This window comes from Streptomyces lacaronensis, assembly GCF_047337785.1.
Classification (GTDB): domain Bacteria; phylum Actinomycetota; class Actinomycetes; order Streptomycetales; family Streptomycetaceae; genus Streptomyces; species Streptomyces lycopersici.
This window is the reverse complement of the sequence record NZ_JBLHDK010000003.1, coordinates 6,533,763-6,548,704: the sequence shown is the minus strand read 5'-3', so window position 1 is coordinate 6,548,704 and position 14,942 is coordinate 6,533,763. Positions and strand designations below refer to the sequence as shown.

Here is a 14,942-nt window from a genome sequence, read left to right as displayed (position 1 = left end):
GCTTCACCACTCGTCCTCCAGCAACTCGATCTCCTCCTGCTCCAGATTCGACAGCGCGAGGTCCGAGGGGGTGTGGCCGCCCGCGCCAGGTCCGGCCGCGTGCAGCGCCATCCCGTCCAGGGCGCGCAGCCACACCTCGCCGACCTCCCGTACCTCCGCCTCGGACAGCACATCGGAGGCGTAGGTCCAGGTCACCATGAGCTCCGGGCCACCGGGGCGGTCGACGGTGACGGCGTTCAGCTCCAGTCCGTACGGGCTGCCCGGACCGTCGTCGCCGAGGTCGAGCCCGAGCGCCTCCGAGGCCGGGCGCCAGTCGCCCCCGGGCCCGTCGTGGACCTCGACCCGGCCCAGATAGTTGAAGCCGATCCACGGCACGGCCGCCCCGGACAGCTCCGCGGCGGTCTCGCGGTCCAGATGGCGCAGCAGGCCGTAGCCGATCCCGGTACCGGGCACCGCGCGCAGCTGTTCCTTGATCCGCTTGACCACCCGCCCGGTGGCCGGGCCGCCCGACCACAGCTCGCCCCACTGCACCTGGCCGGGGTCGAGACGCACCGGGTGAAGGCTGGTGAACCAGCCCACCGTACGGGACAGATCCACGCCCCCGACGCTCTCGTCCCGGCCATGTCCCTCCACGGCGACCAGCACCGAGGTGGCCACGGAGCCCAGCCGACGGCGGCGGTCGGTGACCGCCAGCGCCAGCGCGCTCAGCAGCACGTCGTCCACACCGCAGTGGAACACCGACGGCACCTCGCCGAGCAGCGGCGCGGTCTTCGCGGCCGGCAGCGTCATGGTGACGCGGGCGACCGGTCCGGCCGGGTCGTGCCCGGCGGCCGACGTGACCCCGCCGAGCCGGGCGTCCGGAGCGGACAGGACGTCCGTCCACAGCGGCAGTTCCGCCCGCCGTTCCGGCTTGCGCACCTCGGCCGCCAGAAGTTCGCTCCAGCGGCGCACCGAGGTGCCCACCGGAGTGAGCTCCGGCTCCCGTCCGGCGGCGACGGCCGTCGCGATGTCGGCGAGGTCCTGGAGCAGGATCCGCCAGGACACCCCGTCGACCACCAGGTGGTGGGCGACGAGCAGCAGCCGTCCCGGCCGTCCGGGACCGGCGTCGAACCACACCGCGCGCACCATCTCGCCGTCCCGGGGCGCCAGCTCGGCACGGGCCTCGGCGAGGGCGCGACCGACCAGCGGGGCGAGGTCACCGGCAGCGGCCTCGGCGGTTTCGCGACCGACCAGCGGGGCGAGGTCACCGGCAGCAGCCTCGGCGGTGTCGACCCGGCGGACTCGGTCCGCGCAGGACACCGCCCCGGCCGGTGGCACGCTCAGCCGCCAGCCGCCCTCGTCGTCCTCGACCAGCCGGGCGCGCAGCACATCGTGCCGGTCGTGCAGCGCCTGGAGCGCGGTGGTGAGCGTCGGCAGGTCCAGGCCCGCCGGGGTCCGCACGAGCATCGGCTGGCTGAAGGAGTCGATCGCACCGCCGCGCTCCCGCAGCCAGTGCATGATCGGCGTGGGGGCGAACTCGCCGACGGGGTTGTCCGGTTCGCGGGAGGCCGCGTCGTCGAGCACCTCCGCCACCGCGGCGAGCCCGGCCACCGTCTTGTGCTCGAACACGTCGTTGACGGCGAGGACCAGACCCGCCGCCCGGGCGCGGGCGATGAGCTGCATCGACACGATGCTGTCGCCGCCCAGTTCGAAGAAGCTGTCGTCGATGCCGACCGAGGGCAGCCGGAGCACCTCGGCGAAGACCGCGCACAGCGCCTCCTCGACCGGGGTGCGCGGGGGCCGCGAATCGGCCGCCGCGCCGAAGCTCGGTGCGGGCAGCGCCTTGCGGTCGAGCTTGCCGTTCGGAGTGAGCGGCAGCCGGTCCAGGACCACGAACGCGGACGGGATCATGTACTCCGGCAGCGACTCGCCGAGCCACTTGCGCAGCACCCCGGGATCCGGCGCCGCACCGGGGACCTTGGGCACCACATAGGCGACCAGACGGGCGGCGGCGCCCTGGTCGGAGCGGGCGAGCGCCACGGCCTGGCCGACCGCCCCATGGGCGGTCAGCACCGTCTCGATCTCCCCGAGCTCGATCCGGAAGCCGCGCACCTTCACCTGGTGGTCGGCCCGGCCCGAGAACTCCAGCCGGCCGTCGGCGGTCCGGCGGACGATGTCGCCGGTGCGGTACATGCGCTCGCCGGGGCCGCCGAACGGGCAGGCCACGAACCGCTCCGCGGTCAGCGCGGGCCGGTTGTGGTAGCCCCGCACGACGCCCGCTCCGGCGATGTAGAGTTCGCCCGGCACCCCGGGGGCGACCGGCCGCAGCCGGTCGTCCAGCACATAGACCCGGGTGTTGGCGATCGGGGCGCCGATCGAGGGCACGCCCTGGCCGTCCGTCAGATCCGCGGCCGTCGACCAGATGGTGGTCTCGGTCGGTCCGTAGAGGTTGGTCAGCCCGGCGGCCGACGTGCGCAGCCGCGTGGCCAGGGCCTCCGGCAGCGCCTCACCGCCGACCAGCACCCGCAGCCCGCGCAACGCCTCCGGCGACGCGGTGACCATGGCCTGCCACAGCGACGGCGTCGCCTGGACGACCCCCGCCCCGGTCTCCTCGGCCATCCGCAGCAGCGCGGCCGGGTCGCGCACGGTGTCCCGGTCGGCGATCACCACGCCCGCGCCGCACAGCAGCGGCAGATAGAGCTCCAGCGCCGCGATGTCGAACGACACCGTGGTGACCGCGAGCAGCCGGTCGGCGGGGCCGAGGCCGAACCGCTCGCCCATGTCGTCCAGGAAGTTGCTCAGCGCGCCGTGCGGGACGACCACGCCCTTCGGGCGGCCGGTCGAACCGGAGGTGTAGATGACATACGCCGGGTGGTCCGGTGAGCACACCGCACCGGGCGCGGTCGTGGGCGCCGCCGCCAGCTCGGCGACGGTCGCCGGGTCGTCCAGCACCAGCGCCGGTACGCCGCCGTGCCCACCGCCGTGCCCACCGCCCACGCCGCCCGCAGCACCACCCATCACCGCAGCCACCCCGCTACGGTCCGCCAGATCCTGCCCACCGCCGTCCCCGCCGCCCACGCCGCCCGCAGCACCACCCATCACCGCAGCCACCCCGCTACGGTCCGCCAGATCCTGCCCACCGCCGTCCCCGCCGCCCACGCCGCCCGCAGCACCACCCATCACCGCAGCCACCCCGCTACGGTCCGCCAGATCCTGCCCACCACCGTCCCCGCCGTCCCCGCCGCCCGCAGCACCACCCATTACCGCAGCCACCCCGCTACGGTCCGCCAGATCCTGCCCACCGCCGTCCCCGCCGTCCCCGCCGCCCACGGCCAGCAGCGGCGCGGTGCCCGAGGTGACCAGCGCCAGTGCGGGGCGGGCGTCCTGGAGGGTGTAGCCGATCCGGTCCCTGGGGTGCTCCGGGTCCAGCGGCAGATAGGCCGCCCCGGTCTTGAGCACCGCCAGCAGGGCGACGAGCAGGTCCGCCGAGCGCGGCAGCGCCACGGCCACCAGCCGCTCGGGGCCCGCCCCGCGGGCGGTCAGCAGCGCGGCGAGCCGGTTGGCGCGCGTCTCCAGCTGGGCGTAGGTCAGCTCGACACCCCCGGAGAGCACCGCGACGGCCGATGGGGTACGGGCGGCCTGCGCCTCGTACAGCTCGTGGACCCGGCGTGCGGGCAGCGGCCGCGCGGTGTCGTTCCACTCGACCAGCACCCGCTCGCGCTCGGCCGCCGAGAGCACCTCGACCTCGCTGATCCGCAGCCCCGGGTCACCGGTCACCGCCTCAAGCACCTGGATCAGCCGCCGGACCAGCGTCTCCACGCTGTCCGCGTCGAACAGCTCGGTGCTGTACTCGCAGACGCCGGACAGCGCGCCCGGCCGGTCCGGCCGCTCACCGAAGGCGAAGCTCAGATCGACCTTGGCGACGCCCAGGTCGACCAGCTCGGACCGCAGGGCCAGCCCGCCCAGCGAGGTCTCGGCGGCCGGCATGTTCTGGACCATCAGCATGACCTGGAACAGCGGATGCCGGGCCAGGGACCGCTCCGGGTCGACCACCTCCACCAACCGCTCGAACGGCACGTCCTGGTGGGCGTAGGCGTCCAGCGCGGTGCGCCGCACCCGCTCCAGCAGCTGGTCGAACGTCGGGTCGCCCGAGGTGTCGGTGCGCAGCACCAGCGTGTTCAGGAAGACACCGACCAGGTCCTCCAGGGCCTGGTCGGGGCGCCCGGCGATGGGGCTGCCGACCGGGATGTCCTCTCCGGCGCCCAGCTTGGTCAGCAGCAGGGCCAGCGCCGACTGCAGCACCATGAAGGTGCTGACCCCGCGGGCCCGGGCCAGCGTGGTGAGCCGCTCGTGCAGCCCGGGGTCGATCGCGAAGTCCAGGGTGCGGCCGCGATGACCGGACACGGCCGGCCGGGGCCGGTCGGTGGGCAGGGCCAGCTCGTCCGGCAGCCCGGCGAGCGTTTGGCGCCAGTACGCCAGCTGACGGGAGGCCAGGCTCTCCGGGTCGTCCTCGTCGCCGAGGTGGTCGCGCTGCCAGAGGGTGTAGTCGGCGTAGGCGACCGGCAGCGGCTCCCAGGCCGGGGCGCGGCCGTCGCAGCGGGCGGCGTAGGCGGCCGACAGGTCGCGCACCAGCGGCGCCGTGGACCAGCCGTCGGTGGCGATGTGATGGATCACCAGAGCCAGGACGTACTCGCTCTCGCCGAGCGCGAACAGGGTGGTGCGCAGCGGCAGCGACACGGTCAGGTCGAAGCCCCGGGTGACGGTCGCCTCGAGCTGCTCCGGCAACGCCTCCTCGGTCGTCTCCACCACGGTCAGCGGTATCCGCACCGCGTCCGGGTCCCACACCTGCTGCCGGGGCGAGCCGTCGGTCTCGGGGAAGACCGTGCGCAGGCTCTCGTGCCGGCCGATCAGATCCCACAGCGCCTGCTCCAGGGCCGCCCGGTCCAGCTCCCCGGACAGCCGCAGCACCACCGGCACGTTGTAGGTGGCGCTCGGCCCCTCCATCCGGCCCAGGAACCACAGCCTGCGCTGCGCGAAGGACAGCGGAAGCACACCGGGCCGCTCGCGGGCGGTCAGCGGCAGCCGGGCGGCCGCCTCCCCGTCCAGGGTCCTCGCCAGCGCCGCCACGGTCGGGGCCTCGAAGAGCGTGCGGACCGACAGCTCGACGGCCAGGACCGAACGGATCCGGTTGACGATCCTGGCCGCCAGCAGCGAATGGCCGCCCAGATCGAAGAAGTTGTCGTCCACGCCGACCGCGGGCACGCCGAGCACATCGGCGAACAGACCGCAGAGGATCTCCTCGCGGGGTGTGCCCGCCGCGCGGCCCGCCGACGCCGGAGCGTACTCCGGTGCGGGCAGCGCCTTGCGGTCGAGCTTGCCGCTGGCGTTCAAGGGCAGGGCGTCCAGCATCACGAACGCGGACGGCAGCATGTAGTCGGGCAGCGACGCGGCGAGCGCGTCGCGCAGCAGGCCCGGTTCCGGGGTTTCCTGCGGGTCCTGCGGCACCACGTAGGCGACCAGACGGCGTTCGCCGCTCCGGTCGTCCCGGGCGACCACCGCGCAGTCGGCCACGCCCCGGCAGGCGGAGAGCACGGCGGCGATCTCGCCGGTCTCGATCCGGAAGCCCCGGATCTTCACCTGGTCGTCGGCGCGGCCCAGGTACTCCAGCAGCCCGTCGGCGTTCCAGCGGGCCAGGTCGCCGGTGCGGTACATCCGGCTGCCGTCGCCCGCGAACGGGTCGGCCACGAACCGTGACGCACTCAGCCCCGGCCGCTTCAGATAGCCCTGTGCCACGCCGCCACCGGCCACGTACATCTCCCCCGCCACCCCCGGGGGCACCGGGCGCAGCGCACCGTCCAGCACATAGATCCGCAGGTCCGGAATGCCCCGGCCGATGAGCGAGCCCGCGCCCGAGGCCGCCAGCTCCGGGTTCAGCGGCAGATGGCTGACGTGGACCGTGGTCTCGGTGATGCCGTACATGTTCACCAGCAGCGGCGCACAGGCGGCGCCCGCACCGTGCCGCTCGTACCAGTCCGTCAACCGTCCCAGATCGAGCGCCTCACCGCCGAACACCACATGGCGCAGCGCCAGCCGGTCGCCGGTCGCCGGGTCCTCCCGGTCGGCGTTGACGAGCTGGTAGAACGCCGAGGGCGTCTGGTTGAGGAAGGTCACCCCCTCGTCCGCGAGCAGCCGCAGGAAGCGCTCCGGCGAACGGGACACGTCGAACGGCACCACCACGAGCCGGCCACCGTGCAGCAGCGGCCCCCACAGCTCCCACACCGAGAAGTCGAACGCGTACGAGTGGAACAGCGTCCACACCTCGTCCGGGCCGAACGCGAACCACTGCCGCGTGTGCTCGAAGAGCCGCACCACATTGCCGTGCGAGACCACCACGCCCTTGGGACGCCCCGTCGAACCCGATGTGTAGATCACATACGCGGGCGCTCCCGGTACGAGCGGCGCGATCCGGTCGGCGTCCGTCAGGTCCGTACCCGGCAGTCCGGCGAGCCGGCCCATGACCGGCTCATCGCCGAGCACCACCCGCGCCACGCCCTCCGGCAGCGGCACATCGGCCCGGGTGTCCGTCACCACGAGCGCCAGGTCCACGTCCGAGACCGTGTAGGCGATACGGTCCGCCGGATAGGACGGGTCGATCGGCACATACGCGGCACCCGACTTCACCACCGCCAGCAGCGCCACCACCAGATCCACCGACCGCGGCAGCACCAGACCCACGAACCGGCCCGGACCCGCGCCCTGCTCGACCAGCAACCGCGCCAGCGCGTTGGCGCGCTCGTTCAGCTCCCCGTACGTCAACCCGTCCTCGCCCAGGGACACCGCCCGCGCACCGGGGCACTCCCGCACCCGCGCCTCGAACAGCTCCGGAAGCGTGGCCACGGCCTCACCGGCCGCCTCCCCGTTCCACTCCACCAGCACCCGCCGGCGCTCCGCCTCGGAGAGGAGGTCGATCTGCGTGACGCGGGCGGCCGGGTTGGCCGCCACCGTCTCCAGGAGGCGTACGAACCGGTCGGCCAGCGCCTGCGCGCCGGCCCGGTCGTACAGGTCGGTGTTGTAGACCAGCGTGCCGGTCATCCCGGCCGGGGAGCCGCCGGCGTCGAAGGTCTCGCCGATGGCGAAGTCGAGGTCGAACTTGGCCGTGCGGTTGTTGGCGGGGTGCAGCCGGGTGTCCAGGCCGGGGAAGCGCAGCGTCAGCTCGGGGATGTTCTCGAACGTCAGCATGGTCTGGAACAGCGGGTGGCGGGAGAGCGACCGGTCCGGGCTCAGGGTCTCCACCAGCAGGTCGAACGGCACCTCCTGGTGGGCGTAGGCGGCCAGGTCCGCTTCCCTGACCCGCTCGACCAGTTGCCGGAAGGTGGGGTCGCCGGACACGTCGTTGCGCAGCACCAGGGTGTTGACGAAGAAGCCGATGCCGTCCACCAGGGACTCGTCGTTGCGGCCCGCGATGGCCGTGCCTACGGGGATGTCCTCGCCCGCGCCCAGCCGGGACAGCAGCGCGGCCAGGCCCGCCTGCACCACCATGAAGAGGCTGGCGCCACTGGAGCGGGCGATGTCGGTCAGCGCGGTCTGCAGCTCGGGGCTCAGGGACAGCGGCAGACGGTCTCCGTCGTTGCTCAGCACCGCCGGGCGGGGCCGGTCGGTCGGCAGCTCCAGCTGCTCGGGCAGACCGTCGAGGGTCCGCTTCCAGTAGTCCAGCTGGCCGCCCAGCAGGCTGTCCGGATCGTCCTCTGCGCCCAGCAGCTCGGCCTGCCACAGCGTGTAGTCCGCGTACTGCACCGGCAGCGGCCGCCAGGTGGGCGCCGCCCCGGTGCGCCGCGCGGTGTAGGCGGCGACCAGGTCGTCCACCAGCGGGCCGAAGGACCAGCCGTCGGCGACGATGTGGTGCACCACGATCAGGAAGACGTGTTCGGTGGGGCTCAGCACCAGCAGGTCGGCGCGGATCGGCAGCTCGGAGGCGAGGTCGAAGCCGCGCCGCGCCACCTCCGACAGCGCCTCGTCCAGCCGTTCCTCGGTCACTTCGGAGACCCGGATCTCGGCCTGGGCCCGCTCGGCGTCCAGCACGACCTGGGAGGGCACACCGCCGCGGTCGGGGAAGAGGGTGCGCAGGCTCTCGTGCCGGGCGATGACATCGTGCAGCGCGGTGTGGAGCGCGGCACGGTCGAGCCGTCCGGTGAAGCGCAGCGAGACACCCAGGTTGTAGGTGCCGTCCGCGTGGTCCAGCTGGTTGATGAACCACAGTCCGCGCTGCGGGTACGCCAGCGGCACCACCTCGGGGCGCTCCCGGGGCGTCAGCGGGGTGCGCGCCCCGGTGGCCCGGTCGACCAGCCGGGCCAGCTCGGCGACGGTCGGCGCGTCGAACAGGTCGCGCACCGCCACGTCGGCGCCCAGGACGGCCTGGATGCGCAGCACCAGCCGGGTGGCGAGCAGGGAGTGCCCGCCCAGGGAGAAGAAGTTGTCGTCCACCGACACCGAGGCCAGCTCGAGGATCTCGGCGAAGAGTCCGCACAGCACCTGCTCCTGGGGGGTGCGCGGGGACCTGCCCGCTCCCTCGCCGGTGAGCTCCGGCTCCGGCAGCGCCTTGCGGTCGAGCTTGCCGTTGGGGGTGAGCGGAAGGGTGTCCAGGGCCAGCACGGCGGAGGGCACCATGTAGTCGGGCAGCGCCTCGGCGAGATCCTCGCGCAGCGCGGATGTGTCGAGGCGGTGGCCCGGGGCGGGCACCGCGTAGGCGACCAGCCGCTTGTCCCCCGGGCGGTCCTCGCGCACCACCACGGCGGCGGAGGCGACACCGGGGCGGCGCGCGACCGCGGCCTCGACCTCACCCGGCTCGATCCGGAAGCCCCGGATCTTCACCTGATCGTCGGCGCGGCCGGCGAACTCCAGCGCCCCCTCCTCGGTCCAGCGGGCGAGGTCGCCCACCCGGTACATCCGGCTGCCCGCCGGACCGTACGGGTCGGCGACGAACCGCTCCGCGCTGAGCGCGGGCGCCCGCCAGTAGCCGCGCGCCAGACCCTCGCCGGCGATGTACAGCTCGCCGACCACGCCCGGCGGCACCCGGCGCAACTGGCCGTCCAGGACATGGGCCCGCGTGTTGTCCAGCGGGGCACCGATCGGTACGACGTCGGGCACCTGGTCGGCGGAGGTCACCCGGTGGAAGGTGGCGAAGGAGGTGGTCTCGGTCGGGCCGTAGGTGTCCTTGAACACCATGCCGGGGAACCGCTCGAGCAGGGCACGCACCGCCGTACCGGGCACGACGTCGCCACCGGCCAGCAGCTCCCGCACACCGGTCAGGCAGTCCAGGTCGTTCTCGGCCACGACGCGGAAGAGCCCGGCGGTCAGGTGCAGTCCGGTGATGCCGTGCTCGGCGATCATCCGGCGCAGGGTGCGGACGTCCAGGTCCTGCGGCGGGGCGATGACGACCGTGCCGCCGGTGAGCAGCGGCACCCACAGCTCGTAGTTGGCGGCGTCGAAGGCGTGCGGCGCGTGCAGCAGCACCCGGCGGTGGGCGTCGGCCTCGAAGCAGCCGTCCAGGGCGAACGCCAGCAGATCGCGGTGGGTGACCGCGACGCCCTTGGGGCGGCCGGTCGAGCCGGAGGTGAACATCACATACGCGAGCCGTTCGGGGTGGACGGTCACGTCGGGGGCGGCATCGGCCGGGGCGGCATCGGTCCGGGCGCCCGGCGCGGGGGCCTCGGTGAGCCGCTCTTCGGGGTGGACGGCCACGTCGGGGGCGGCATCGGCCGGGGTGTCCAGCGCCGGGGCCTCGGCGTCCACCACGACGGTGGTGGCCCGGTGGGTGAACTCCAGCTCCGGCTGGGCCCGGTCGAGGAGCAGCACCGATGGTTCGGTCCGCTCCATCACCTGCTCCCAGCGGGCCTGCGGGGCGCGCGAGTCCAGCGGCACATACGCGGCACCGGCCTTGACCACGGCGAGCAGGGAGACGACGAGCTCCACCGAGCGCTGCTGGAGCACGGCCACCCGCGCCTCCGGGCCGGCGCCCGCGGCGAGCAGCCGGTGCGCGAGCCGGTTGGCGCGCGTGTCCAGCTCCCGGTAGCTGATCTCCGTGCCGTCCGCGGCGATGAGCGCGGTCGCGTCCGGGGCGGCGGCCACCCGCTCGGCGAACCGGGCGGGTACGGAGCCGGTGAGCGCGGGCACCTCGCGGACCGGGCCGACCCACTCCACGGCCAGCCTCCGGGTCTCCTCGGGTGCCAGGACGTCGATCTCGGCGATGCTGCTGCCGGGCCGCGCCACGGCCGACTCCAGCACCGTCAGGAACCGCGCCACCATCCGGCGCACGGTCTCGGCGTCGTACAGATCCGTGGCGTACAGCACCTGGCCACCGATCCCGGCCGGCGCCCCCTCCGCGTCCCGGCGCTCCTGGAAGTCGAATTGCAGGTCGAACTTGGCGATGGTGAGGTCGCCCGGGGCCACCGAGGCGGTCAGACCGGGCAGCTCCAGCGAGCGGTCCGGGTGGTCCTGCATGCTCAGCAGGATCTGGAACAGCGGGTGCCGGGACCGCGAGCGGTCCGGGTTGAGCACCTCGACCAGCCGCTCGAACGGCACGTCCTGATGCGCGTAGGCCGCCAGGTCGGCCCGGCGGACCCGGTCGACCAGTTCGGTGAACGACGGCCGCCCGGAAGTGTCGGTGCGCAGCACCAGCGTGTTGACGAAGAACCCGACCAGCTCGTCCAGGGCCTCGTCGGTCCGTCCGGCGATCGGGCTGCCGACCGGGATGTCGTCGCCCGCGCCGAGCTTGGACAGCAGGACGGCCAGCGCCGCCTGGAGCACCATGAACACGCTGGCGCCGCCTGCGTGGGCGACGGCGAGCAGCTCACGGTGGAGTTCGGGGCCGATCTCGCAGTCCAGTACGGCGCCGCGGTGGCTCGCCACGGCGGGCCGGGGCCGGTCGGTGGGCAGGGCCAGCTCCTCGGGGAGACCGGCCAGCGCGGTCTTCCAGTGCGCCAGCTGACGGGCCAGCGGACTGGTCTCGTCGGAGTCCTCGCCCAGCAGTGACCGCTGCCAGAGGGTGTAGTCGGCGTAGGAGACCGGCAGCGGCTCCCAGCCGGGGGCCCGGCCGTCGCAGCGGGCGGTGTAGGCGGCCGACAGATCGCGTACCAGCGGCGCCAGGGACCAGCCGTCCCCGGCGATGTGGTGGACCACGACGGACAGCACATGCTCATCGCCGCCGAGGTGGAACAGCTCGGCGCGCAGCGGCAGTTCGCCTGCGAGCCGGAAGCTGTGGCCCGCGGCGGCCGCCAGGGCGGCGGGCAGGTCCGCGGCGGCGACCTCGGACGCGTACGGCAGCGGCGGCAGCTCCTCGGCGGGCACCAGGTGCTGCCGGGGCTCGCCCGCGGTGTCGGGGAAGACGGTGCGCAGGCTCTCGTGCCGCAGCAGGACGTCCCGCAGCGCCGCCCGCAGCGCCGGGACGTCCAGGTCGCCGGACATCCGCAGCACGAAGGGGATGTTGTACGTGGGGTTGGGGCCGTCGAGCCGGTCGAGGAACCACAGCCGGGCCTGGGCGAACGACAGCGGCATGGGCTCCGGCCGGTCCACCGGGACCAGCGCGGGCCGCGCCGCCCGCGCGGTGTCCAGCAGTTCGGCGAGCATGGCCACGGTGGGCCGGTCGAACACCTCGTGCACGGCGAATTCCACGCCGAGCACCGAGCGGACCCGGCCGGCGAGCCGGGTGGCGGCAAGCGAATGGCCGCCGAGCGCGAAGAAGTTGTCGTCCACACCGACCCCGGGCACGCCCAGTACCTCGGCGAACAGCCCGGCGAGCACCTGCTCGCCCGGCGTGCGGGCGTCCCGTCCGGCCGCCCCGCCGGTCACCTCGGGCTCCGGCAGCGCCCGCGCGTCGAGCTTGCCGCTGGGGGTCAGGGGCAGCGCGGGCAGGGTGACGAACGCGGCGGGCAGCATGTAGTCCGGCAGCGACTCGCCGAGCTTCTTGCGCAGCAGCCCGGGATCCAGCGCCTCGCCGGGGGCCTGCGGCGCGGACCCAACAGCCCACGTACCAAAGGAAGATGCCGGATCCAGCGCCTCGCCGGGGGCCTGCGGCACCACGTAGGCGACCAGACGGCGTTCGCCGCTCCGGTCGTCCCGGGCGACCACCGCGCAGTCCGCGACGCCCTGGCAGGCCGACAGCGCGGCCGCGATCTCGCCGGTCTCGATCCGGAAGCCCCGGATCTTCACCTGGTCGTCGGCGCGGCCCAGGTACTCCAGCAGCCCGTCGGCGTTCCAGCGGGCCAGGTCGCCGGTGCGGTACATCCGGCTGCCGTCGCCCGCGAACGGGTCGGCCACGAACCGTGACGCACTCAGCCCCGGCCGCTTCAGATAGCCCTGCGCGACACCGGCGCCCGCCACGTACATCTCCCCGGCCACGCCCGGGGGCGCCGGGCGCAGCGCGCCGTCCAGCACCCGCACCCGCAGGTCGGGGATGGACCGGCCGATCAGCGAACCGGCGCCGGATGCGGCGAGTTCGGGGTCCAGGGCAAGGTGGCTGACGTGCACCGTGGTCTCGGTGATGCCGTACATGTTGACCAGCAGCGGTGCGCAGGGGGCGCCCTCGCCGTGGCGTTCGTACCAGTCGGCCAGCCGCCCCAGGTCGAGCGCCTCACCGCCGAAGACCACATGGCGCAGCGCCAGCCGGTCGCCGGTCGCCGGGTCCTCCCGGTCGGCGTTGACGAGCTGGTAGAACGCCGACGGGGTCTGGTTGAGGAAGGTCACCCGCTCGTCCGCCAGCAGCCGCAGGAAGCGCTCCGGCGACCGCGACACCTCGAACGGGACGACGACGAGCCGCCCGCCGTGCAGCAGCGGCCCCCACAGCTCCCACACCGAGAAGTCGAAGGCGTACGAGTGGAACAGGGTCCACACCTCGTCGGCGCCGAAGGGGAACCACCGGCGGGTGGCGGTGAACAGCCGGACCACGTTGTGGTGGGAGACCACGACGCCCTTGGGGCGCCCGGTGGAACCGGAGGTGTAGATGACGTACGCGGGGGCCACCGGCAGCAGGGGCGAGGGCCGGTCGGCGTCGGTGAGATCGGTGCCGGGCAGGGCGGCGAGCCGCTCCCGCACCTCTTCCTCGCCCAGCACCACCCGCCGCACGCCCTCCGGGAGCGCCACCTCGACCCGGGAGTCCGTCACCAGCAGGGTCAGGTCCACATCGGAGATGGTGTACGCGATGCGGTCCGCCGGATACGCGGGGTCGATGGGCACATAGGCGGCGCCCGACTTCACCACCGCCAGCAGCGCCACCACCAGGTCGATCGAGCGGGGCAGCACCAGGCCCACGAACCGGCCGGGACCGGCGCCCCGCGCGACCAGCAGCCGGGCCAGCGCGTTGGCCCGCGCGTTCAGCTCGGCGTAGGTCAGCGTGTCCGCGCCGAGGGACACCGCCCGCGCGTCGGGGCACTCCCGCACCCGCGCCTCGAACAGCTCGGGGAGGGTGGCGGTGGCGGTCCGGGCCGCCGTACCGCCGTCCGTCGCGGCGGGAAGCGCGGCTTCGGCGGTGAGTGCGGCGGTGGCGGCCGGTTCTTCGGCGAAGTCCACCAGCACCTGTCGGCGCTCGGCCCGGGTCGCGATGTCCAGCAGTCCGAGCGGCCGGTCCGGGGCGCCGGCACCCAGGGCGCGCAGCAGCCCGGTCAGACGCTCGCCGTGGCGCTCCACCTCGGCGGCGGAGTACAGCTCGGGGCTGGCGTTGAGCTCCACCCGCAGCCCGCCGTCGCCCGCCCGGTTGTCGACGACGACGGTCAGGTCGTCGTCGTGACCGATCGTCAGGTTGTGCACCACGCCCGGGTGGCCGCCGAAGTCCAGGTCGTAGTCGAACATGATGATGTTGACGCGCGGGCCGACCAGACGGCTGCCGTCGGCCAGCGTGCCGGCGTCGCGGCGCAGCTCCTCGTAGCGGTAGCGCTGGTGGCGCAGGGCGCCGCGCATCCGCCGGGAGACCTGGCCCAGCAGCTCGGCGACGGTGTCCCCGGGCCGGACGGACAGCCGCAGCGGCACGAGGTTGGACACCATGCCGGGCACGCTCGCGGCGCCGCCGCCGGGCCGGGCCGCGACCGGGAGGGCGAGGACGACATCGGTGCGGCCGGTGATCCGGTGCAGATACAGCGCCTGGGCGGCGACGGCCACCGTCGGCCAGGCGGTGCCCGCCTCGCGGGCCAGCGACCGGATCGACTCGACGGCGGTCGGCTCCAGCGTGCGGACCACCCGCAGCAGCGGGCCGTCCGGATAGCGGGTGGGCTGTGCGGTGAGGCCCTGGACCTCGGGGCGGTCGGCCAGTTGCTCGGCCCAGTACCGCCGGTCGCGGACGATCTCCTCGGACCCGCCGTACGCGGCGTCGGCCTCGATGAGCTCCCGCAGACCGCCGTGGCCGGACTCCGGGCACGGTTCCCCCGCCACGGCGGCCGAGTACACGGCGGCGACCCGGCGCGCGATCATGCCCACGCTCTGGCCGTCCAGCGCGATGTGGTGATGGCGCTGGTACCAGACGTGCCGGTCCTCGGCGAGCCGGAACAGCGCGAAGGTGAACAGCGGTCCGGCGAAGAGGTCCACCGGGCGCTTCTGGTCGGCCGAGGCCCATGCGCGCACGGCGGCCTCCGGATCGTCCTGCCCGGACACGTCCACGAGGTGGAACGGCCAGTCGAGTCCGGGCGCCACCACCTGGTACGGCCCGTCGGCGTCCTCGCCGAAGGACACCCGCAGGGCCTCGGTCTCCTCCACCACCCGCCGCAGGGCGGCCTCGAACAGCCCGGGGTCGACGGGGCCCTGGATGTCCACCCGCTCCGCCAGGCCGAAGAGCGGATTGGCGGGATCGCCCTGGACGGCGTACCAGATTCCCCGCTGGCCGTCGGTCAAGCGGAATCGAACACCCTGCGGGACAGACATGCACTCACTCCACACTCGATGGGAGAAAGGAGACGGTCGGCTGAACAGCCTTCACTCATCGC

The 14,942-nt window shown here is 74.1% G+C and carries 1 protein-coding gene; it reads right to left on the bottom strand.

Annotated elements, in window-relative coordinates:
* Positions 1-3 precede the first annotated feature (3 nt).
* Positions 4-14,850, bottom strand: a complete 14,847-nt coding sequence (locus tag ACMTAK_RS28500; RefSeq protein WP_413808820.1) for an amino acid adenylation domain-containing protein — start codon at positions 14,848-14,850, stop codon at positions 4-6.
* Between the last annotated feature and the right edge of the window lie 92 nt (positions 14,851-14,942).